This window comes from Anoxynatronum buryatiense (assembly GCF_900182905.1).
Classification (GTDB): Bacteria; Bacillota; Clostridia; order Peptostreptococcales; family Tindalliaceae; genus Anoxynatronum; species Anoxynatronum buryatiense.
The window spans coordinates 133,979-157,523 of record NZ_FXUF01000002.1; the positions used below are offsets into that span (position 1 = coordinate 133,979).

Annotated in this window: 21 protein-coding genes; 14 read left to right on the forward strand and 7 right to left on the reverse strand. The window is 48.4% G+C overall.

All coding sequences use genetic code 11. From position 1 onward, the window contains the following. Positions 1–14 precede the first annotated feature (14 nt). On the forward strand, positions 15–1,289 hold the full coding sequence (hutI, locus tag QOL74_RS03365) for an imidazolonepropionase (protein ID WP_283408025.1): 1,275 nt from the start codon (positions 15–17) through the stop codon (positions 1,287–1,289). A gap of 319 nt (positions 1,290–1,608) precedes the next feature. Here hutI and QOL74_RS03370 read toward each other — a convergent pair whose 3' ends face one another. Further along, entirely contained in the window at positions 1,609–3,042 is a 1,434-nt protein-coding gene (locus tag QOL74_RS03370) for an urease accessory protein UreH domain-containing protein (RefSeq protein WP_283408026.1), read from the reverse strand. A 454-nt stretch (positions 3,043–3,496) separates the two neighbouring features. Here QOL74_RS03370 and QOL74_RS03375 point away from each other — a divergent pair, with 454 nt between their 5' ends. From QOL74_RS03375 to QOL74_RS03430, 12 genes are all read left to right on the forward strand, one after another. Next, the gene (locus QOL74_RS03375) at positions 3,497–4,732 is read left to right on the forward strand and encodes an aminopeptidase (RefSeq protein WP_283408027.1); all 1,236 of its coding nucleotides are present in this window, start codon (positions 3,497–3,499) and stop codon (positions 4,730–4,732) included. 277 nt (positions 4,733–5,009) lie between these two features. Next, a complete protein-coding gene (locus QOL74_RS03380) occupies positions 5,010–6,797 on the forward strand; it encodes a DAK2 domain-containing protein (protein WP_283408028.1) in 1,788 nt (595 codons plus the stop codon). 16 nt (positions 6,798–6,813) lie between these two features. Continuing rightward, positions 6,814–7,590 (forward strand): DUF1295 domain-containing protein, encoded by a 777-nt coding sequence (locus tag QOL74_RS03385; protein WP_283408029.1) that lies wholly within the window; start codon positions 6,814–6,816, stop codon positions 7,588–7,590. 115 nt (positions 7,591–7,705) lie between these two features. Then, positions 7,706–8,416 (forward strand): response regulator transcription factor, encoded by a 711-nt coding sequence (locus QOL74_RS03390; protein ID WP_283408030.1) that lies wholly within the window; start codon positions 7,706–7,708, stop codon positions 8,414–8,416. After that, entirely contained in the window at positions 8,413–10,209 is a 1,797-nt protein-coding gene (locus QOL74_RS03395) for a sensor histidine kinase (RefSeq protein WP_283408031.1), read from the forward strand. The genes QOL74_RS03390 and QOL74_RS03395 overlap by 4 nt, the downstream gene beginning before the upstream one ends. Before the next feature lie 338 nt (positions 10,210–10,547). After that, positions 10,548–11,543: a tripartite tricarboxylate transporter substrate binding protein gene (locus QOL74_RS03400; protein ID WP_283408032.1), complete on the forward strand. Its 996-nt coding sequence runs from the start codon at positions 10,548–10,550 to the stop codon at positions 11,541–11,543. 91 nt (positions 11,544–11,634) lie between these two features. Next, positions 11,635–12,645, forward strand: coding sequence for a tripartite tricarboxylate transporter substrate binding protein (locus tag QOL74_RS03405; RefSeq protein WP_283408033.1), 1,011 nt, complete (start codon positions 11,635–11,637; stop codon positions 12,643–12,645). Positions 12,646–12,721: 76 nt separating this feature from the next. Beyond that, complete coding sequence (locus tag QOL74_RS03410; RefSeq protein WP_283408034.1) at positions 12,722–13,147, forward strand: tripartite tricarboxylate transporter TctB family protein; 426 nt, start codon at positions 12,722–12,724, stop codon at positions 13,145–13,147. Between the two features lie 16 nt (positions 13,148–13,163). Beyond that, entirely contained in the window at positions 13,164–14,669 is a 1,506-nt protein-coding gene (locus QOL74_RS03415; protein ID WP_283408035.1) for a tripartite tricarboxylate transporter permease, read from the forward strand. A 59-nt stretch (positions 14,670–14,728) separates the two neighbouring features. Further along, positions 14,729–15,484, forward strand: a complete 756-nt coding sequence (locus QOL74_RS03420) for an MgtC/SapB family protein (RefSeq protein ID WP_283408036.1) — start codon at positions 14,729–14,731, stop codon at positions 15,482–15,484. A 349-nt stretch (positions 15,485–15,833) separates the two neighbouring features. Further along, positions 15,834–16,037: a hypothetical protein gene (locus QOL74_RS03425; protein ID WP_283408037.1), complete on the forward strand. Its 204-nt coding sequence runs from the start codon at positions 15,834–15,836 to the stop codon at positions 16,035–16,037. After that, positions 16,038–17,048, forward strand: a complete 1,011-nt coding sequence (locus QOL74_RS03430; protein ID WP_283408038.1) for a leucine-rich repeat domain-containing protein — start codon at positions 16,038–16,040, stop codon at positions 17,046–17,048. Positions 17,049–17,095: 47 nt separating this feature from the next. Here the strand turns inward: QOL74_RS03430 and QOL74_RS03435 are convergent, their stop codons facing one another. The 3 genes from QOL74_RS03435 to srtB all read right to left on the reverse strand — a co-directional run bounded on the left by QOL74_RS03435 (position 17,096) and on the right by srtB (position 19,704). After that, positions 17,096–17,842, reverse strand: a complete 747-nt coding sequence (locus tag QOL74_RS03435) for an NYN domain-containing protein (protein WP_283408039.1) — start codon at positions 17,840–17,842, stop codon at positions 17,096–17,098. 154 nt (positions 17,843–17,996) lie between these two features. Continuing rightward, entirely contained in the window at positions 17,997–18,902 is a 906-nt protein-coding gene (locus tag QOL74_RS03440; protein ID WP_283408040.1) for a cobalamin-dependent protein, read from the reverse strand. Between the two features lie 4 nt (positions 18,903–18,906). After that, the gene (gene srtB / locus QOL74_RS03445; protein ID WP_283408041.1) at positions 18,907–19,704 is read right to left on the reverse strand and encodes a class B sortase; all 798 of its coding nucleotides are present in this window, start codon (positions 19,702–19,704) and stop codon (positions 18,907–18,909) included. 286 nt (positions 19,705–19,990) lie between these two features. Here srtB and QOL74_RS03450 point away from each other — a divergent pair, with 286 nt between their 5' ends. Further along, positions 19,991–21,106 carry a fasciclin domain-containing protein gene (locus tag QOL74_RS03450; RefSeq protein WP_283408042.1) on the forward strand — a complete coding sequence of 372 codons (1,116 nt, stop codon included), beginning with the start codon at positions 19,991–19,993 and terminating at the stop codon, positions 21,104–21,106. Positions 21,107–21,210: 104 nt separating this feature from the next. Here QOL74_RS03450 and QOL74_RS03455 read toward each other — a convergent pair whose 3' ends face one another. The 3 genes from QOL74_RS03455 to speE form a co-directional block, all read right to left on the reverse strand. Next, the gene (locus QOL74_RS03455; protein WP_283408043.1) at positions 21,211–21,882 is read right to left on the reverse strand and encodes a DEAD/DEAH box helicase family protein; all 672 of its coding nucleotides are present in this window, start codon (positions 21,880–21,882) and stop codon (positions 21,211–21,213) included. Positions 21,883–22,071: 189 nt separating this feature from the next. Continuing rightward, on the reverse strand, positions 22,072–22,518 hold the full coding sequence (locus QOL74_RS03460) for a Fur family transcriptional regulator (protein WP_283408044.1): 447 nt from the start codon (positions 22,516–22,518) through the stop codon (positions 22,072–22,074). Between the two features lie 172 nt (positions 22,519–22,690). After that, positions 22,691–23,527, reverse strand: coding sequence for a polyamine aminopropyltransferase (gene speE / locus QOL74_RS03465; RefSeq protein ID WP_283408045.1), 837 nt, complete (start codon positions 23,525–23,527; stop codon positions 22,691–22,693). Between the last annotated feature and the right edge of the window lie 18 nt (positions 23,528–23,545).

Genomic DNA, 23,545 nt, shown 5'->3' on the forward strand with positions numbered 1-23,545 from the left:
AAGAGGAGGTTGACATGAAATCTGGCAATCTGATTATTATAAATGCAGCCCAGCTGGTGACCTGCAGTGGCAGCACAGCTAAAAAAGGGGCGGCCATGAAAGAACTGGGCATCATTGAAAATGGTGCACTGGTGATTGAAGACGGTATCATCACCCGGGTGGGCTCCACAGAAACCGTGATGGCCGACATTGACAAAAGTCTCTATGAAGTGGTGGATGCTGCCGGAAAAGCCGTTCTTCCAGGTTTTGTGGATTCCCATACCCACTTTGTATTTGGCGGCTACCGGGCTGAAGAATTTTCCTGGCGGCTTCGGGGTGATGATTACATGGATATCATGAACCGGGGAGGCGGGATTCTCTCAACGGTGCAGGCCACCCGTGAAGCAACGCCGGAGGAACTGTATACCAGTGGCTACCAACGCCTCACTGACATGCTGGCCAATGGGGTGACCACTGTTGAGGGAAAAAGCGGCTATGGGCTTGATACAGCCACTGAACTGAAGCAACTGGAAGTGATGCAGGCCATTGACAGCCATCATCCGGTGGATGTGGTGCCCACCTATATGGGTGCCCATGCAGTGCCGCCGGAGTACAAAGACCGGGGCGGTGCCATGATTGAAGCCATCATCCAACAGGCGCTGCCTCTTGTGAAAGAGCGAAATCTGGCAGTGTTCTGCGATATTTTTACTGAGAAGAACGTGTTTTCCATCGAAGAATCCCGCCGGCTGATGACGGCCGCACAGGAGATGGGGTTTAAGCTGAAGATGCATGCCGATGAAATTGTTCCCCTGGGAGGGGCAGAACTGGCGGCAGAAGTGGGGGCCGTATCAGCGGATCACCTGCTGCAGGCGTCTGACGAAGGTATCCGTCGAATGGCTCAGGAAAACGTGGTGGCCACGTTGCTCCCTGGTACTGCTTTCAGCCTCCGGGAGAAATATGCCCGGGCCAGGGACATGATGGAAGCCGGATGCGCCGTTGCACTGGCATCTGATTTCAATCCCGGCAGTTGTCACACTGAATCCATTCCCCTGATCATTGCACTGGCCACCCTTTACATGGGCATGACACCGGAAGAGACCATCACCGCCCTCACCATCAACGGCGCCGCGGCATTGGATATGGCTGACACCATCGGCAGTCTGGATGTGGGGAAAAAGGGCGATGTGATTATCCTGAAAGACCCTTCCTACCACTTCCTGTCCTATCACATTGGTGTCAATGTGGTGGAACGGGTGATCAAAAAAGGCCGTCTTGTCATGGACAACCGACACCAACTGCTTAACCAATAAAACAACGAGCCAAAAAGCACCCTCTTCCAGGGTGCTGAGGATGAAGACAAAGGGCTTTGGCCCGGCCAGTTGATTCCAATCTTGTGTGTTTTTAGTCGAAAGTCTCGAAAACAGCGCCTGAACTCGCTGCGCTCAAACAGCAGGCGCTAGCGGTTTTCTCCCCTTTTCGAAAAAACACTGACAAGATTTTCAAGGCTGTCCTTTACCAAATCCCTTGTCTTCATCTTATTTTGTCTTCAGTCTGAACACCCACTTGCAGGGTGCTTTTTAGTATGAAAATTGATTTGGAGACGGCTGGTGGTTGATTTCAAAGCCACCTTTACGAAGAAAAGGGGCCGCTGCAGCAGTCGTCTGCCGGAGCTTCAGGTAATCCTTGAGAGGGCGAAGCGGGAACCGCTGAAGGAGTTATGGTAGACAGGTCATCCACCACCTGAATACTGCTGCGAATCATCCCCATCCAGCAAGAGTAGGCAATGGTTCCGGTTTCAGTGGGGGTAAACTCGAAAAGATTCTCACCGGCCACAATGTTATTGCGTACATCAAAGGCAGGAATCACAATGGCGTTATTACATCCGTTGATATGTTGTTGTTCAGCATGAACAATGAAGGTAACAGGAATACCTTTTTGAACCACGATGGGTTCATAATAATAGGGCTCCAGTTCAATACGGACGACCTGGCGGCCATCTTCCAGCATTGCCACATTACTGTAGGAAGGTGCAGTGAAGGATGGGGCAGCAGTTCCTGTCAGGCTGAGGCCGCGGGTAATCATCACAGCTCCCAGGAGCATCACCAGCACCCCGCTGGCGGCCAGCATCCGCCGGTTGAAGCGCTGGCTGACAAAGGTACTCAGAGCTCCCAAAGCAAACAGGAGGGGCGCAGTACCCAGGCTAAAGAAAAACATGCTGGTGGCACCGGCAACAAAGCTTCCTGTTCCAAGGGCGTATAGCTGCATGGTCTGAAGAGGGCCGCAGGGCATGAATCCATTGATAAGGCCAACCACAAAAGGTCCCCTGCCTTCACGGCTGTCGGCCAGGCGTCCGCCCAATCCGGCGGGGAGGCGGGGAATCAAGCGCCGCAGTACTGGGAAAAGACCCAGTAAGTTCAACCCCATGATCATCATGAAAACACCGGCAATGATGACGACGATTCCCTGGGAGCGGAGGGTCATGCTGATCACCGAGCCCAAAGCACCGATAAAACCGCCGATGATGGTATAGGAGACAATCCGGCCGCCATTATAAAGAAGACTGGGGCGCAGCCTGCCAGGCAGGTTGCTCTGATCTCCGGCACCGATACACTGGCTGAGGGCAATGCCACCACACATGGTGACACAGTGAAGAGATGTCAGAAGGCCGATGACAAAAAGAATGCCATAACTCATTTCATCCTGAATTTCGGGCAGAAAAGCCATGCTGTCGGCCTTTTGAATCAGGCGATACGCCAACAGCAGAAACAGAGCCAGCCCAGCCCATTTAACAGCGGCCTTAATGGGGGGCGGCAGTTCCCAGCCAATGGATGCTTTGGCGGGAGAGTAGGCCTTCACCTGTGGTGCGTAACCGGCATTCTCGATGGTTGCCCGAATACTCTTTGGTGTGGCCGGAGATGTGAAACTGACAGATACTGATGCAGTGACAAAATCTGCTTCTGCCTGAACCACGCCAGGATGTTTTAGCAACGAGCGTTGAATGACCTGTTCACAGCCAGTACAGGTCATGCCATCCACATTCAGGGTCAAATGATTGTGATCCATAGATACGAGTCAACTCCTTTTGAGACAGTCTTTATCATTGCTGAAATCAGCAACAATGATTTCATGATTAATCTGACTTGCATGTGCAAATGACAATAAATCGATTGATTTCTATTAATTATACCCCATATGCAGATGGAATCAATACCGGACGTAAAAGTTAATTTTGTCACAGCATAACGACCAACCTATTTGAATCAAAGCTCTCGGTACTCGTGTTATGAATCGCATCAGTTGATTGTCTGGTTTGAATGAAGCTTTTCAAAAGGGGAGGATTGCGATATGGGACAACAAGAGACAGACAAGAATCTTCTTGAAAAAACAAGTCGGATATAAGATATAATATGGTGAGGGCAGGACACATGGTAAGGGCAGCTTGAACATATGAGTACTGGTTGCGCTGCTGCACGCTTACAGTCAACCATAGGAAGTGCATGAAGAAAGGAGAAATCAAATGAATCAGGAACGCTTAAAGAAATATGCAACGCTGATTGTGAAAGCGGGTGTTAACCTTCAGCAGGGGCAGACATTGGTGATTACTGCACCCATTGAGACTGCAGCTTTTGCCCGCATGGTGGCAGAACAGGCCTATGATGCAGGTGCCCGTGAAGTGGTCATGGACTGGAATGACGAGCTTTCGAAGAAAATCAAATATCTGAAGGCGCCGGAAGCTGTCTTTGACGAATACCCAGAATGGAAGCGCATGTTCTATCAAACCTATGCCAGAGAAGGGGCCGCCTTTGTCAGCATTGCGGCAGAAGATCCTGAACTGATGAAAAACGTGGAGCCTCAGCGTATCATGCGCGCCCAGAAAGCTTCCAATACAGCCAACACCGAGTTTCGGGAACGGCTCATGGGCAATGCCAATACATGGAATGTGGTGTCGGTTCCGACGGTGAGCTGGGCGCGCAAGGTTTTTCCAGAAAAGCCGGAAGCGGCTGCGATGGAGGCACTTTGGGAGGCGATCCTAACATCGGTACGGGTGGATGAACCTGATCCGGTGGAAGCCTGGAAGCACCATAAACAACATTTGGAAGCAATGAGTCACTGGCTGAATGAAAAGCAGTTTCATCAGCTGCATTTTTCCAACAGTCTGGGGACTGATCTGACCATCACCCTTCCCGAAGGACATATCTGGACAGGGGGAGCCGAGGTCTCACAGCAGGGAATTGACTTCATTGCCAATATGCCCACAGAAGAAGTTTTCACACTGCCCCACCGACAAGGCGTTGACGGATTGGTCGTCAGTTCCATGCCCTTACAGTACAATGGAAATCTCATTGAAAACTTTTCCATCACATTCCAACAGGGAAAAGTAGTGGATTTTAAGGCAGACAAAGGTTATGAGACATTAAAAGGTCTAATTGAAACCGATGAGGGCTCCCATTACCTGGGAGAAGTGGCGCTGGTGCCGCACCATTCGCCCATTTCCAACACGGGTATTCTCTTTTACAACACCCTTTTTGATGAGAATGCTTCCTGCCATCTGGCCATTGGAAAAGCATATCCTGTCTGCCTGAAAGGCGGAACAGAGATGTCGAAAGAAGAACAACGGGAGGCGGGAATCAATGACTCCTTGGTGCACGAGGACTTTATGATTGGAACTGCTGATCTGGAAATTATGGGGATTACCGCCGAAGGGGAGCGAATTCCGGTTTTTCGGCAGGGCAATTATGCAGCCAGTCTCTGATGCATCGGATTTTGCAGGTGATTCAGAGAATGTGACAGAAAACACCGCCTTACAAGCAGGTTCAACCCGCTTCAGGCGGTGTTTTTTTTGCATGTTTTGCCACTCGTAGCAACTCTGCAACCGGAAGCACATAGTGAATGTCAGAAACCATTACAGCGGTTAACGTGAACTAATTCAAAAAATGGAATGAATTCAGAAGAAAGATTGCTTGAAGCATATACTGATGGGTAAAAAAATGATACAAACAGACGTTAAACTGTTCTGGGAGGGTTGAATCATGAAAATTCGTTACATCAACGGCACACGCATCTACTATGCTTTTCTGGCAGGCGCCAGAGAAGTCACGCAGCAACGCAGGCATTTGAACGAAATCAATGTATTCCCGGTGGCAGACGGTGATACAGGCAGCAACATGGCCTCCACTCTCAACCACATACTCCAGACAGTGAAACCCACCACTTCCATTTATGAAACCCTCCAGTCCATTGCAGATGCTTCGCTGGCAGGTGCCAGGGGAAACTCAGGCATCATACTGGCACAGTTTCTAAGTGGTGTGGCGGCTGAGGTACATCAGCATCAGGTGATGACAGCAGAACGGTTCGGACAGACCCTGGTGAATTCAGTTCCCTATGCGTATGGCTCAATGGCCCAACCGGTGGAAGGAACCATGTTAACGGTGATCAGAGCCTGGGCAGAAGCTTTCCACGAGGCTGGAAAAGCCAGCAATGATTTCGTGGAAATTCTCAATAGTTCATTGGAGAAAGCACGGGATGCTCTCATGAAAACACCGGAAAAGCTGGAAGTGCTTAAAAAAGCCAAGGTGGTTGATTCAGGGGGGCAGGGATTTGTTCATTTTCTGGAAGGAATCGGAAAAATGATTCAGTCGGGCAATTACAAACAGTTTTTAAGTCGACCTGCTGAAATGACAGAAAATGTCATATCTTATGAAGTGCTTTCACCGGAAAAAACGACCTATCGGTACTGCACCGAAGGGATGTTGTCGGGAGAACATATTCCACTGGAAGAAATAAAGGAAATGTTGAAGCAACTGGGTGATTCAGTGATTGTGGCGGGCAATCAGTTCCGTTGTCGGTTCCATTTCCATACCGATTACCCGGAGAATGTTTTTGTAAAACTCATGAAGTATGGTCAGCTGACAGAGCAAAAAGTGGATGACATGGTGCGCCAGCAGGATGCATTGTTTCACCGAAAGGCAGGGGTTGCCCTGGTCACAGATTCCATCGCCGATTTGCCCCGCAGTTTTCAGGATAATTATCAGGTGTTTCAGATTCCGCTGCAGGTAATGGTGGAAGGCTCCCCCTTTCTGGACCAGGTCACCCTGACAACATCCACCTTGTTTCAGGTGCTGGAAGACGTGACAGAATACCCCACCTCGTCTCAGCCAACGGTGAAAAAAGTGCAGGAAACACTGGAATTTTTGCTGCAGCAATATGATGATGTGTTAATGCTGGCCGTCTCGGCGCAAAACAGCGGGACCTGGCAGACATTCCGGCAGGCGGCAGCTGACATGCAGCGCCCGGGAAAAAGAATCCATGTCATTGACACCCGTAAAAATTCCGGGGCTGAAGGGCTGTTGGTTATGATGGCGGCAGAAGCCATTGCGGCAGGCAAATCATTGGAAGAAGTGTCACAACTGGTGGAGAGCCTGATTCCCAAAACTCACATATACGTGTCGGTAGCCACCTTCGAATACATGGTGAGGGGTGGGCGGGTGAGCCCCATGAAGGGCAGGCTTGCCAGGTGGATGAACCTGAAACCAATTGTATCTCTGGATGAAGCCGGAAAAGGTGTTGCCTTTGGAAAGGCATTCAGTCGGGCAGCCAATACCCGTAAAATAATGGAAATCGTGAAAGGACACCACGCGGAAAGCCTGGTGGAACGGTATTGTGTGGTGCATGCCGAGGCTCCTGAAAAAGCGGAGGAGTATGCAGAAAAACTCACGCAGATCCTGGGAATGCCACCGGCATATATAACAGAAATATCCCCCATTGTTGCCCTGAATGCCGGCCAGGGAGCAGTGGCAGTGGCACTGGTTCAAAAATAAGGGATGAGGTGACGGCATGACAACCTTGCTGATGCAGTCGGTGGTGGTCATTTTGATTTACTTTTTGGCTCTCTTTTTCATCGCAACGATGATTCGAAATAATTCCATTGTAGACATGGCCTGGGGTCCCGGGTTTGTTATCGTGACTGGTTTTGCCTATGTGAATGCCGGTTTTTTCACCCTGCGGGCAACGGTGGCCATGATACTGGTGGCCATCTGGGGAATACGCCTGGCAACACATATCATGAAGCGCAACTGGGGAAAGCCGGAAGACTTTCGATACGCCGCCTGGCGTGAAGAGTGGGGCAAGTGGGTGGTTCCCAGAGCCTTTTTTCAGGTGTTTATGTTGCAAGGTTTTTTTATGCTGGTGGTGGTCTCGCCGGTATTGTTGATTCAGTCAGTGCCCCAACCTGGTTTCGGCTGGTTCGAAGCAGTAGGGCTGGCAGTTTGGCTGGTTGGTTTTTTCTTTGAAGCAGTGGGTGACCGTCAGTTGCGGGATTTTAAGGCAGATCCTGCCAATAAAGGCAAAATAATCGAGTCGGGGCTCTGGCGTTATACCCGACATCCCAACTATTTTGGAGAAGCTGCCATGTGGTGGGGGCTGTGGCTGATAGCGGTGCCTGTTCCTTTTGGCTGGATGGGGATCATCGGACCTGCGACCATCACATGGCTGCTGGTGTTTGTTTCAGGTGTTCCCATGTTGGAAAAGAAATACAGGGGTCGGCCGGATTTTGAAGCTTATGCAGCCCGTACCAGTGCTTTTTTTCCATGGTTTCCCCGAAAGTCTCACTGAATCGTGTGTAAAATACGGACGCGATCGGTATTGTTCTGTGACGGGCGGGATTATGTTATAATGGGGCAAAGAAAACTTGTCGACAATGGAACAAAAGCCGACGGGAGGGAAGTCCGTGAAAAAACAGCTCCTTGTGGTGGATGATGAACCGAATATCATTGAACTGATCCGCATGAATCTGGGCAAGAGTGGTTTTGAAATTTTGCCTGCCTACACCGGCGAAGAGGCGGTGCTAATGGCCGGAAAAGAACTACCTGACCTGATTCTGCTGGATATCATGCTGCCGGACATTGATGGTTTGGAGGTGCTGCGTCAATTGCGAACAGATGCCGTTACCGCCGGTATTCCCATCATCATGCTGACAGCTCGAAGTGAGGAAACAGATAAAGTCATTGGCCTGGGTATGGGAGCAGATGATTATGTCACAAAACCATTTGGTATGCGAGAGCTGGAAGCACGGGTACGAAATGCCCTGCGCCGAAGCCAGAGCCCCTGGCCGCCATTGACAGCTCCGATCAGACAGCTGCAAATTGATAACCTGATGATAGATCCCGACAGGCATCAGGTGACATATCAGGGAGAAGTCGTTGACCTGACACCCAGCGAGTTCGCCATTTTGCTGAGACTGGCAGAAAAACCACGGCAGGTGCATTCTCGCCAAGATCTGATGAATGCACTCCCGGGAGACCCTCGCAGTCAAGATGTCAGAATAGTGGATGTGCACGTTCGAAACATCAGAAAGAAGCTGGGTGAAACCAATGATAATTCCCGTTATATTGAAACCATTCGAGGGACGGGATATCGGATCGGTCAGGTACCTTCATGAAACGAAAAATAGTAACAAGTTATATTCTCATTTTGCTGGTTGGAACGCTCACAACCGGTATTTTTTCGTTCAGCTTCCTTCGAAACAGCTACTTTGCCAACATGGAGGAAAAACTGCTCAGTTATGGACAGCTGATTACAGACAGCCTGCTCATGGAAGAAGAGAGTGGTGATCTTCGTAACTTTTTCTGGTTGACACAAAAATTTGCCCAGCGGACACGTGTCCGGGTCACCTTGCTGGATGAAAGCGGAAAGGTGCTGGCCGACTCGGCTGACAACAGTATCATTTTCATCAATCAACAGATGCAGCCTGAAGTACAGCTGGCCATGCGGGGCGAAATCAGGAGTATCCAGCGAACGGATGACACCACCGGTGTGAACAGCATGTTTTTGGCGCTTCCCCCTGTTCATCTGCAGGGCCAGCAAATGATTATTCGACTGTCGGATCCCATTGAAGACTATATGCAGGAAAACCTGGTGTTCATGAAATACGTTTTCATGTCCATCCTGCTGGGGCTGATCATCGCCATGATCGTTGGGCTTTGGAATGTGGGAAAAATTACGGGACCCATCCATGTGCTCAGTGAAGCCGCAAGTCAGCTGGCATCTGCCAAGTTCTCGACGCGCATCCACATACGAACCCGTGATGAACTGGAAGAGTTGGCAGGCACGTTTAATCATATGGCAGAACGTCTGGAAACAATGATTTCGCAAATTCAGGCGAAAAACATTCAACTGGATGCCATGCTTTCGGGAATGACAGATGGTGTTATGGCGGTTGATGCATCTGGTAGTCTGCTGATGATGAACCGGGAGCTACAGCGCTTGCTGCCGTCAAAAATGAACCTTACGATAGGCAGCCACTATCAGGAAACGCTTGGCGAACTTCCTGAGCTGGCGCATCTAATTGATGAAACCATTGTTCATCAACAGGCGCTGGAAGAAGAAGTTCAGTTCGAACAACAGCACCAGCCAAGAGTACTGCGCATTAAATCCTCACTGATGCGGGATCCGGGACGGAATCAGCAAATCATCGGTGTCTTTCTTCTGGTACAGGATATGACTGAAATCAGGAAACTGGAAAACCTTCGCAATGATTTTGTTGCCAATGTGACCCATGAACTGCGGACGCCGTTAACACTTATCAGTGGTTTTGTCGAAACCCTGCAACAGGACCATGAGCTGGACGAAGATGAACAAAAAACGGCACTGTCCATCATCGAACTGGAGACAGAGCGGTTAAAGAGACTCATTAATGACGTGCTTACACTATCGGAAATTGAAAACATGCAAGCGGGTGGTGAGACTAAAAAATTCAACGCCCTGCTGGAAATTCGAGAGGTAATGGAATGGTTGAACCCACTGGCTCAGGAAAAATCAATAGCGGTAACACTGGAACCGCACGAGGAGGCTGTTTTAATTGAGGCTAACCCGGGCTGGTTTCGCCAAATGCTGGCAAATCTTCTGGAGAATGCCATCAAGTATACACCTGAGTCAGGCTGGGTAACCCTGAAGGTTCAGGTGGCAGATCATGTGTTACACGTCATGATCCAGGACAATGGCATTGGTGTTCCGGATGAAGAAAAAGAACTGATATTTCAGCGATTCTACAGGGCAAACCGAAACAGAAGCCGTGAGGTGGGAGGAACCGGACTGGGGCTAACCATCGTGCAGCACATTGTCAGCGAAATGAAGGGAACCATTAAGGTTTCAACACCAGAAAGTGGTGGCAGTCTCTTTTGCGTATGTCTGCCGGGCGTTGTTAATTCTCAGAGCCTGAATGAATCATCGTGATGACTGAATCGCTGCAAAACGATTTGAGGTTGAAAACAAAGGGCGTTGGTCAGGGCAGCTGATTCCAATTCTGACAAGATTTTCAAGGCTGATCTTCACCAAATCCTTTGGCTTCATCATATTTTGTCTTAAGTCCGGAATCGCCGCAAGGCGATTTTTCTTTTCAAATAAGACTTGCCAAAAAGAAAGGCTCATGGTAACATTAACACAATCTTAATAAAATCTTAATAATATAAGCAAAAAGTAAATTATTTATTAAGAATACGTTGCCATGGCCTTCTGATGTGTCATTTCTGCCCTTCATCTGGCAGAATTACCCAACAGGAAGGAAAATGATCATGAAACAGAAAATGAAAAAAAAGATGCTTATTTCGGGAAGCATATGCTTGTTGCTGTTGCTGATACTCTTCAGCACACCCACACAGGAGTTTCTTCAGAGTCTTCAGGGAAAGCGTTATCCTGAGCGCCCCATCGAGCTGATTGTCAGTTTTAAAGAGGGTGGCGGTACAGATATCGGTGCCCGTCTTCTGGCTGGCTACCTCTCAAAAGAGTTGGGACAGCCGGTACAGATCCGTAACATCGACGGAAATGACGGTGAAATAGGTTTTGAGCGATTGGCAAAAGCAAATCCAGATGGGTACACCATTGGGTTTATCAATCTACCCACATTTATCAGTCTGCCCATTCAGCGGCAAACGAGCTACCAGGTGAATGACGTTCGGCCGGTTGCCAATTATGTGATGGATCCGGCGGTATTGGTGGTACGCAGTGACAGTGACTGGGCAACTTTTCAGGATTGGGTGGCCGCCTGCATGAGTGAGCCATACAAAATGACGGTTTCCAATAACGGAGTGGCGGCTTCCAACCACATCGCTGCTGCCTATCTGGCACACAAGGCCTTCATCGAGCTGACACATGTCCCGTTTGGCGGAACAGCGGATATGTTAAAAGCACTGGAGGAAGGAATTGTAGATGCATCTGTGGCAAAAGTCAGTGAGGTGGCCCTGGGTGTGAGGCAAAAAGAACTGCGGGTATTGGCAAGTTTCACTGAAGAGCGTCTGGATTTTCTTCCCGAAACTCCCACATTGAGGGAAATGGGATACGATATCGTTTTTGGTTCAGCCCGGGCACTGGCTGTACCCAGAGGAACACCTGAAGAAATCGTCTTGCGAATCAGTGAAGCCTTCCGGTTGACTTTTGATGATTCTGAGCATCTTGAAGCAGCTCAAGCTGTACAGCTGCCGCTTCTCTACATGGATGAAGAAGGGACTGTCAACTATATGGAAGAACAGGAACGGTACCTGAAAACCATTATGCCTCAAATTGGCATGTAATCATCTTCAACAGCTCTGTGATCTGCTCTGGCAGTCATACATAGAGGTATTTAATGAAAATGAAGTGATACAAAAGGAGGAGGAAATGGACATGAGAAAGGCATTTATTTGGGTACTGATGATCTTCATGGTGATTTCACTGGCAGCTTGTGGGTCAAATCAGGAACCGGCAGCAGGATCAGCAGGTGAAACAGGTGAGTCGGAAGGATCGGCACTGGATGGATATCCGTCAAAACCGGTTGAAGTGATTGTGGCTTACGCAGCCGGCGGGGGAACAGATGTCGGTGCCAGATTGTTGCTTTCTGAAGCAGAAAAGATCCTGGGTCAGCCGATGGTTGTGCTGAACATTGAAGGTGCAGGCGGTGAAATTGGATTTACAGAGCTGGCAAAAGCCGATCCAGATGGCTATACCATCGGATTTATCAACCTGCCCACCTTTGTCAGTCTGCCCATGGACAGAGAGACTCAGTATGCGGTTGAAGATGTGCGCCCCATTGTGAATCATGTGTTTGATCCTGGCGTGCTGGTGGTTCGTGGTGACAGCCCCTGGGAAACATTTGAACAGTTTGTTGATTATGTGAAGGAAAACCCTGGAACCGTTGCGATTTCAAACAATGGAGCAGGGGCATCCAATCATATCGGAGCGGCTCATTTAGAGTATGAAGCAGGCATTGAAGTGATTCATGCTCCTTTTGACGGCACTACCAACATGCTGGCCGCACTTCGTGGCAGTCATGTGGATGCAACTGTCGCCAAAATCAGCGAAGTGGCAGATCTGGTGAATGCCGGTGAACTTAGATTGCTTGCCAGCTATACAGCCAGACGAATCGAAGAATTCCCTGAAGTTCCCACATTGGGTGAGTTTGGATACGAAATTTTGTTTGGATCAGCCCGTGCACTGGTGGCTCCGGCAGGTGTACCCGATGAAATCATCGATCACCTGGCAGATGTCTTCCATCAGGCAATCGTGAGTGATGAACATATGGCAAAAGCCCGTGAAGCCAATCTTCCCATCATGTATATGGGTCCGGATGAACTGAGATATTATATGGTGAACGAAGCTATTTATCTGGAAGAAATCAAACCGCTCATAGGGATGTAACAGAAGCATCGAATGCATACTGGAAAATGGGGATGGAAGCAGTTACCATCCCCGTTTTTCGAAAGGAGTGGAGTGGATGAAAACCTTGGATCAAAAGCTGGGCTGGATCATGGTGATCTTATGTGGTGTCTTTTTTTACCTGACCAGTGGATTATCTGCTGAGGCGGCCCTTTATCCCCGCTTTGTTCTGGCGATCATGGTCTTATTAACTCTTTTTTTCATCGTAAAAGCCTATCGAACACCGGGAGAGTCGACAAAACTGTTCCCCAAGCTTGAAAAAAAGCAATTTATCGCTGTACTTTGTGGAAGCATTCTGTACGTCTACCTCCTTCAAATCATCGGATACTTTTCGGCCACGTTCCTGTATTTTGCCGGGATCATGTGGACGCTGAAAGTTGACAAACCCCGATTGTTTCTGGTGAGTATCGGGTTTTGTCTGTTCATTTTTATTCTGTTCCAGCACCTGTTGGGTGTTCGTTTGCCCAAAGGATTGATTTTGTAAAGGGAGGTGAAGCACTATGAACAGTGATGTGTTATACGGTCTGATTAATGCCATGAACTGGATGAATTTGCTGGCTGCGTTTTTAAGTGTATCGGCTGGTGTTCTGGTGGGTGCGCTGCCCGGATTATCTGCAGCAATGGGTGTTGCCCTGTTGATTCCCGTCACATTTGGAATGCCGGCAGATACTGCGCTCATTGCTCTGGCAGGTGTGTATTGCGGTGCAATTTACGGAGGCTCCATTTCGGCCATTCTCCTGCATACGCCAGGAACTTCATCAGCAGCGGCAACAGCCATTGACGGATATCAAATGACTCTGAAGGGGCAGGCCGGCAAAGCCCTTGGAACTGCCACAATAGCTTCTTTTATTGGCGGTATTCTCAGTACCATTGCGCTATATGTGCTGTCACCGCCTCTGGCCAGTCTCGCATTGCGATTTGGCCCTGCTGAATACTTCTGGCTCTCCATCTTTGGTCTCACCATTATAGCCGGTGTCAGCTCCAAATCCATCTTAAAGGGACTGCTGTCAGGAGCCATTGGCCTGGCAGTTTCAACCATCGGTATGGATCCGGTTTTAGGGGTTCCCCGCTTCACTTTTGGCGTACGGTATCTGTTGGATGGTGTTCCCTTTACCTCCGCACTCATCGGGCTCTTTTCCATGTCACAGGTGCTGGTGATGGCAGAAAGCAAACTGAAAGTGAAAGAGAAAGCACATGAAATGACAGACCGGGTGATGCTGAGTATGGCAGAAATCAAGCGTATTCTTCCCACCTGTCTGAGGTCCACCGTGATTGGAACAGTAACAGGAATTCTTCCCGGAGCGGGAGGTACCATTGCTGCATATATGGGCTATAATGAGGCCCGGCGTTTTTCCAAGAATAAAGAAGAATTTGGTCATGGCAGCATTGAAGGAATTGCCGGGGCTGAGGCCGCCAATAACGCCGTGACAGGTGGATCATTAATTCCCACACTGACATTGGGGATTCCCGGGAACAGTGTTACGGCCATTCTTCTGGGGGGGTTGATTATTCAGGGAATGCGTTCAGGGCCAGAGCTTTTCACCTCCCATGCCCGTATTACCTATACTTTTTTCGCCGGTTTCATGGTGGTAAACGTCTTTATGTTGCTGGTAGGCCTTTTTGCAGGCAAATATTTTGCGAAAGTGGCTTCGGTTTATGACGGGATTCTCATTCCCATCATCTTTGGCCTCAGTGTTATTGGATCTTATTCCATTTACAACCGCCTCTTTGATGTATGGGTGATGCTGATTTTTGGAATTGTTGGGTATTTTATAAAGAAGTTTGATTTAAACGCTGCAGCCATTGTGCTGGCACTTATTTTAGGACCCATTGGCGAAGCCGGCTTGCGGCGGGCATTAATACTCAGCCGTGGCAGCTACGAAATTTTCTTTCGAAGTACTGTCAGCCTGGTGCTGATTGGAATGAGCCTGCTTTCTCTCTTCTCACCCCTGTTGATGGAATGGCTGAGCCGGAGTCGGGCTTCAAAACCGAAAGAATCCAGTTAACAGCGTAGCGTAACATCACACTAAGATTTGAAAAGTTTGGAAGACTGGGAGGTGAAATCATGGTGTCGACAGCCACATCGGTGGAAATATTGATGCGCTTAATACTTTCGGCTGTGATCGGTGGTTTAATTGGAATGGAGAGAGAGGCAAATAACAGACCTGCCGGGTTGCGTACCCATGTGTTGGTCACTCTCGGATCATCGCTGATCATGTTGCTTTCCATGTACGGATTTGATGGGTTGGGAGCCGGCGGAAAAGGCGGAGACCCAGCCAGGTTGGCAGCCCAGGTGGTCAGTGGTATCGGTTTTTTGGGAGCCGGAACCATTCTGCGCACCGAAAACAAAGTCAGTGGGCTGACAACTGCCGCCAGTCTCTGGGTCTGCGGCGGTATTGGCCTGGCTATTGGGGGCGGCTATTACCTGGGAGGTCTGGCGACAGCTGCGATTGTGTTATTCACACTCAGGAGTCTCGGGTTTGTTGAAAAGAAATTTTTTAAGAAAAAGTATCGCGTATTGATTATTCAGTTCATGGAACGTCCGGGCTTGATTGGAGATGTGGGGCATGTGCTGGGAAATAACAGCGTGCTGATCAAAGATATTCGCATTGTTCGGGAAGATGATCAGGATGATGAGGATGAACTGACAGAATCATCGCTGTCGGAAGTGTATTTCACCGTCAAACTTCCTGGAAAATTCACCAGCAAGCGTTTTTTTGATGATCTGCTGGGCATTTCGGGAGTCGTTTTTGCCCGATGGGAGGATGGGAAAAAACGGTATCCACATAACCGAAAGCCTCAGGATCATGATGAAGCATGAGAAAAACATAAGTGAAATCTGCATAAATAAGGCAACTGTCTGAACCACTTGCTTCAATACTCTCCTTTGAACAGCGCTTGAAATAATCAATATTTCAAGACTGGAAAAGGAGAGTTTTTTGTGCGAAGGGGAGAGATTGGTCATCGAAAGCTGTTGATAACTATTGAAAAAAAGCAAGCGCAGCAGGGTGACTCAAAAAAGAAATAAGTGGGTGTATCAGTAAAGGCAAACAAATAAGTGATAAATGTCCTAAATCATAGTGACAAAATCTGAAAAATGGGAATATAATAGAATGAGAGATAGTTCAGGAAAAATGTCAGGAATGCCCACAAGGAAAGGAGGCATCATGATGAGAGTTCGATTAGTTGTTGCACTGGCAATATTCATACTTGCAGCTTCCATGGCTTTTGCACCGGTGGTTGCTGAGAGTGACGGTGTTCAGATCAAGGATCCGGCACTGGAGGCTTTTATTCGAAGGGAAATAGATAAACCAGAGGGGGTTATACAGTCTGCAGATGTTGAAGGTATCCGAACCATTGACACCACCACATGAATGCACTGTCGTTACCAGGTGGTAACCCTGGAAGGAATCGAGGCGCTTCATAACCTTCGACGGCTGGCTCTCTGCAGCGGAATCGACAGCTTGGTTCCGGTTGCAAAATTATTACAACTGGAGGAACTGGTGATTCAGGATACGGCCATTAGTGACCTGACTCCACTGGCTGGACTTCGCAATCTGAAGCGGCTTGAAATCAGAGGAAGCCAGGTGTCGGATCTGTCGCCGCTTTCAGACCTGGTCAGACTGGAAACCCTGGTGATTGCCAACAGCCAGGTGAAAGACCTGACTCCGCTGAAAAACCTGACGAGACTGAAAAGGCTGTTCCTTTATCAAAATAAAATTGAGAGCATTCAGCCACTGGCGGGCCTTCAGCAACTAACGATTTTAAATCTGAGTGATAATCTAATTGCTGATGTGCTGCCCCTGGCCAATCAGCAGGAGCTGATGAACTTGTATCTGGCGCGAAATCAGGTGGAAGACCTGCGCCCGTTGACATCAATACCCAAACTGATGGGACTCGATTTACGGTGTAATCCGGCGGCTGAAAATGGTCAGTTGCAGTTGCTTGAAAATTTGCAATGGCTGGATGTGCGATGTACCAACATTATCAACCCTGAGGTGTCGGAGGACTGTCAGACACGCTGCGGTCAAGCGGATGAGATTTGCCTGTATGTCAATGGATCGTGCCTTGAGGTGGATCAGCCTCCCATCGTTGAAGCAGGATGCACATTGCTGCCCATCTCTCCTGTGGCGAAAGCCATGGGCGCTGAAATTCGATGGAACAGCTCTGAAAAGGCGGCTGAAATGATCTATCGCGGGCAGGCATTAACCATTCCCATCAATGCCGACTATGCCAGGCTAAATGGCCGGCAAATTGATATATTTTATCCTACACAGTTGCGGAATGGTCGCACCATGATCCATTCCCGTCTGCTTATTGACGCATTTGGCGTTCGAATTCACTTTGATGCAGAAAACCGAATCGTGACCATTGATTCACAGTAAAACACACAAAAAAAGAGGGCGAAATGCCCTCTTTTTTCAACAGCACACTATTCTTTCATTTTGACATAAACGCTGCTGGGACCAACCGCGTCAAGGCGCTTCAGCTCATATTGTGCCGGGAACGCTTCAATCAGTTGAGAGAGCTGGCGGTATCCATAAGTGCGTGGATCAAAGCCCGGGTCAAGCTGCAGCAGTGCTTTTCCAAGAGATCCCAAATGAGTCCAACCATCCTCCTGAACCACCATTTCAAAGGCTTCTTTCAGCAATCCAAGTACAATGGCTTCCTTGGTCTTTTCTTTCTTTTTGCCTGGCACGCTTTTCGCTGTCGGTTTTGGCTCTTTGGGAGCAATGTTTTCGGTGTAGATAAACACATCACATGCATTGACAAAGGCTTTGGAGGTCTTTTGCTCGCCAATTCCCATCACAAAAGTGCCATTCTCACGAATACGTGTTGCCAGCCGGGTGTAATCACTGTCACTGGAAACGATGCAAAAACCATCCACCAGTTCACCATGAAGAATATCCATGGCATCGATGATCAGAGCGCTGTCGGTGGCATTTTTTCCGACGGTATACCGAAATTGTTGAATGGGCTGGATGGCATAATTATTCAGTGTGTCTTTCCAGCTTTTCATGTTGGGTGTTGTCCAGTCACCGTAAATGCGTTTAATGGTGACAGATCCGTATTTGCCGGTTTCTGACAGCATCTTGGTAATGAGGGAAGGCTGAGCGTTGTCACCATCAATCAGTAATGCCATCTTATGCTCTTTCTGACCATTGTCTTTTTTTATCACAGCTGACGGGCTCCTTTCGTGCTGTTGCTGGTCCGGTTTATCAAATGCTGATAAAGACTCCGGTTCTTATGAAACCACTTTATGCTGTATTCGACAAAAAGTCAAAAAGTCCTGCTGATTTATTTGAACTTTATCAGATTTTTGTGAGAGATATTTAGCGGGGCTTGCGTTGCTCCAACAGCCGTTTCACTTCTTCAATGGCGCTGACGGCATCGGAGGCATAACCATCAGCGCCGATGGATTTCCATAAATGAGGAGCATTGGTGAAAGCCTGTCCTCCCACCAACACCTTAATATGATCATATGATTCAAGTTCCCGCAGACTGTGAATGAAAAAACGTGCTTCGTTAACATGGGAAAGAAGTGAAGCAGAGATGGCAACCACCTTTACCGGGTATTGGTTGAGGACAAACTGCAGGCTGCTGAAGGGGAGCTGGCTGCCAAGATACATGACGGTATAGCCGGTTTCTTCCAGAGCACTGCTAACCATGCGCAGGCCAAGGGTGTGGCGCTCGTCTCCTGCCGCCAGTGCGACAATCAGGGGTCCGGTACTGACGGACGAAGGTTTCTTGCGTAAAAGGGAAATAAACCGTTCGGTTTCTGCAGTGATAAAATGTTCCTGGGCAATGTCCAGCTTTCCTTTTTGCCATTGAACACCAGCTTCGTAAAGGGCAGGTTTGATTATTTGATCATGAATAATTTCAAGAGAAATGCCCATTTTGGAAGCCAGGCTCAACACGCGCCACGCCTCCCTTATATCTGTTCTGATGAGGGCTTCCAGATAACGAGAACTCCAAGCTTCATCCGGTTGTTGAGGAGGATGTGTTACAGCACCTGACAAGAAAGGAGAAGCGTCTTCGGTTCTCCCCAGCAGATAATCCAGGCTTACCTGGAAATGATCAGCCAACTGCAACAGGATGGTATCGTTCGGAAACCGACTGTTGTTTTCATAGTTGGCAATGGTGGTTTGTGATAATCCCAGAAGAGAAGCCAACTCCTGCTGGCTTTTTTTCTGTCCTTTACGCAGACCGCGCAGTCGGTCTCCAAAGTTTTGTGCCATGATTTCAACTTCCTTTCCTGGGGAAGGTTTCAAGGTAACGGGCGTGGACCACCAGACGCGCATCATCATACTCGTAGGTACAGGTGGAAAGAGTCAACAATGCGTCTTCTCCAGTGATGGAATGCGCAAAGGGATGCTTGGATTTTTCCTGCAACACACTGTTGAATGCTTCAAAAGCTAGTTCGTCTTCAAAATGGGTTTCAATATAATAAAAATCAGTGGTGGTGACATAGACGGAAAAAATTTCAAACCGATGTGTTTCATGAAGATCAGTGATATGAATAACTGGATGCTCCTGTAAAAAAAGTGGATCTTTATAAGAGATTAATGGCTGGAACATGGAGCCGTCCCTCATGTGGTGTCCGTAAAGAATGGTGTGAGTCGCCGGCCGTGTCAGGGAACTGACATCATTGCGGTAATCCATGAAGATGGCTCCTGCCCGGTTTTTTTCAGCCTGCCAGTCATGATCCAGATAAAACACATTGTCGTGAGCCTGAACGATGGGATAATCCACTGTGGTCTCGGGAATCTGAATCCAGCCGATAACCTGTGGGTTCACAGATTGAAGGTTAGCAATTTCAGGAAGTATCACAGGCGCAGTTTTAGGGGCATCAGATGGATCAGTCAGAACCGTAGATGCTTCTTTTAGTATATCTTCATTATTACCTTGGGTGCGATGAAAGCGCTGTTGAGCCTCTAAAATAGAAGTCTGCTGTTTTAGGGTTTCCAGCCATCTAAGACCGAGAGCTATGATGGCCACGATGAGAAAAAAGATGGATATGATGCGAATCACTTTTTTCATGAGAAACACCTCAATATATTTTGGCAATTTACGCCATTCATGAATCAGTATGGGTGGATAATAAGCCGTTCGACGGGAACGGCTACTTACCAGTTTGATACCCTTTCTAATTAAATTATAACATTTCGAAATAATAATTTCAAATAAATATAATAAAAATTTCATAACGTGTTTAAGATTAGCGGTGGAGGGTAAAATGTGAATAGTTAAAGAGATCATCTGAGAACAACAACTGACCGGATGAAATTGTTGAAGAAACCATCAAGAAGAAGTAGGAGGGAATACAATGAGAAGTCAAAGAGTGTTGGTTATGTTACTGGTTTTGAGCTTAGTGTTCTTTGGAATCAGCAGCCAGGTATTTGCAGAGGATAACGATATTGTCGATATTGCAGTCAATGACGGCAGGTTCACCGTACTGACAGCGGCCCTACAGCGGGCAGGACTGGTGGAAACTCTTCAGGGAGAAGGTCCCTTCACCGTATTTGCACCCACAGATGATGCCTTTGCAGCGTTACTGGCCGCTCTGGATGTAACGGCAGAGGAACTGTTGGCCCAGCCCGCATTGGCCGATGTGCTTCTGTACCATGTGGTAAGTGGCAAGGTCATGTCCACCGATCTTTCTGACGGTATGCAGGCAGCAACAGTGGGCGGACAGAATGTGACCATTGATTTAGACGGCGGCGTATTTGTCAATGAATCCCAGGTGATTATTCCTGATATTGAAGCATCCAATGGTGTGATTCATGTCATCGATACCGTACTGGTACCCGCAGGGTTCCAGCTGGTGGTTGAGGATGCGGAAGAACCGGCAGAGGAGCTTCCATCAATCGTTGATATTGCAGTCAATGATGGCAGGTTCACCGTACTGACAGCGGCCCTGCAACGGGCAAGACTTGTGGAAACCCTTCAGGGAGAAGGTCCCTTCACCGTATTTGCACCCACAGATGATGCCTTTACAGCGTTACTGGCCGCTCTGGATGTAACGGCAGAAGAACTGTTGGCCCAGCCCGCATTGGCCGATGTGCTTCTGTACCATGTGGTAAGTGGCAAGGTCATGTCCACCGATCTTTCAGATGGTATGCAGGCTGCAACAGTGGGCGGCCAGAATGTGACCATTGATTTAGACGGCGGCGTATTTGTCAATGAATCCCAGGTGATTATTCCTGATATTGAAGCATCCAATGGTGTGATTCATGTCATCGATGCCGTACTGGTACCTGCAGGGTTCCAGCTGGTGACGGAAGAAGCCCCGACTCCCCAGCCGGTGGAAGCGCCGGTGTTGGTGACGGAGGCCCCCGCACAGGAACCCATTCCACAGACTGGTGATGCAGGCATGATGATGTTTGGCCTTATGGCACTGGCAGGAGTGGGTGGTCTGGCACTGACACGGCGTAAAAAATGAGCTCCATGAGAAATGATCAATCAATATAAATGACAGTTAAATATGGATGAGAATAATATCAAAAACTTCCCTGGTTACGGGGAAGTTTTTTGATGGGAGTTCCATCAAACTCCATTGGAGTATTTTTCGACAGCCGGAAAGCAAAGGGTGCTGATAATCTGCTGAGACACTGTACTGGCTGTTGCTTCAGAGGTATTAATCTCCAATACCGGCAGGCAGGAGCTCTGACTCAGACGGCGAGCTTCCGCTTGACGTTTCATAAAAGAGTCCACAATGGCAGCAGGCGTGTCGCCATATTGTTTCAGGTATTGAAGCCAGCATGTATCTTGCCTGGAAAACAGACGTTTTTCCAGCGTTTCAGCATCAACCGTCAGTAAGCAGAGAGTGGTTCCAAGCGGCTTCAGCCGCCGGTCGATTTCCTTCACATGTTCCCATTGCATGTGGGGAAACCGGAACACATGGGTGAGATGAAACCTTTCAAGAAGGAAAAAAAGATCATGGGAGGCCAGTTGATGTTCATGCCATCCCCGGTCAAGGGTACGGGTTGCACAGCCTTCAATAAAGGCGGTTAACCCCTCAAGCAGTGCAATGTGATCCTCCGGTTGCAGAGTTCCCTGCTGTTCCTGAAGTTCCAGCACCCGCTGGGTATGATGTTCTGTGAGAATGAGCCGGGAAGCAGCAGAAAGAGTGGCAAGAGACGGGTGTTGAAGCAGTGCCTGCAGCACCTCTGTTTTACCGGAGCCTGAAATGCCTTCCAGAATAATTCCCTGATACATAGATCTTCGTCCTTTCCATTGAGAATCAGCATATGCCATTTGTGAGCTGCCTTTGAGTTCATCAGCCTTGACCAGCATGGGCGACAATGGGTTCGTCAGGGTTGATGCGGTTTGTGGAAACAGGAAAATCCCTGTGTCGGAAAATCCGGCGCAGGGACCTTGGCTTACTGGGAGTGGACAGCCATCTCATCAATGCTGTTTACTTTTTGAAAGACACTGTTTACAGACGCCTTGATAATAAACGTTGCGTTCCTTGATTAAAAAGGTATCCAGGAACTCATTTTTAAACTGGGTCATATCCAGTTCAAAATCATAAATGGTACCACATTGTTCGCATTTGAAATGGCCATGGGTGCTTAAATCCACGTCATAGCGGGCTTCGTGATCCTCAATATTCACCATACGAACCAGCTGTGCTTCCATAAAAGCTTTCAACGTATTGTACACAGTGGTTTTGGAAAGGGTGGGGATCTGATCTGAAAGTGCCTGGTAAATCTCGTCAACGGTGGGGTGTGTCATATGGTTCAGCAAGTATTCAAAGATGCGGGTTCGCTGATAGGACGGCTTGACACCATGCTCCTGCAGATACTGATTGAGTTCTTCCATTGATTTTGGTTTTGTGGATTCCATTTTCATTTATAACCCACCTGCTTTCAATGTGTAATGATTATAATATGAAATAAGTTTAAACGAAATAATGGAAAATGTCAAGGGAATGAGAAATAATGGTGCTTTCAGCTCCAATGAAAAAGCCTGTCGCAGGGATGCAACAGGCTTGAATGATGAAAAAGTGAAAATCTTAAGGTGCCTACTCCATGGGAAGTCCGGTCACATCATACCAAAAGGCAGGCAACACAAAAGCGGCACTGTGGAAGCGGGTATGGTAGTATTTGCCGGTGAACTGACCGTTTGGCTGGTCGACAGGGGCACCATTTTTAGAGGCAATGACAAAGGCCATGTCGCCGCCATAAACAGGCACCACGCCTCGGTAGACGGCCACATGAGGGAAGGAGAGCTGCACATGTTCAACAGCTTCTTTCAACTCAGGTGCCTGAAAGACGGGAACGCCGGCCTGACGAACCATAATCCCGTCTTCATTGAGGCATTTGCTGATGTTTTTATAGAAAGGTGCCTCAAAAAGAACCATTGCAGGACCCACCGGGTCGGGAGAATCGACGATCACCACATCAAACTTCTTGTTCTGGGCTTCTTCGCCGGCCACATATGCGGCACCATCACCCACGATGAGCTCCAAACGGGGATCTTTAAAAGCATCTTTAAAGAAGAGCATTTCTTTGCTGACTTCAATGACACGGCCGTCAATGTCCACCATGGTCACCCGTTTCACACTGTCGTGGCGCAGGCATTCCTGCAGAATGCCACCGTCGCCGCCGCCAATGATCAGGATGCTTTCTGCAGGGCGTGCCAGTGCCATAATGGGCAGGTGTGTCATCATTTCGTGATAAACAAACTCGTCTTTCTCTGTGGTCTGCACCACGTTGTCCAAAATCATCATACGACCAAAGTGGCCGTGATCCACAATTTGAAGTTCCTGAAAACCAGTATTCTCCTCGTGGACGGATGTCACATGGTAACCGTACACTGTTTCGGGGCTCATTTTTTCATAAAACCATTTTTTTTCCACTTTCAACCCTCCAGTTAT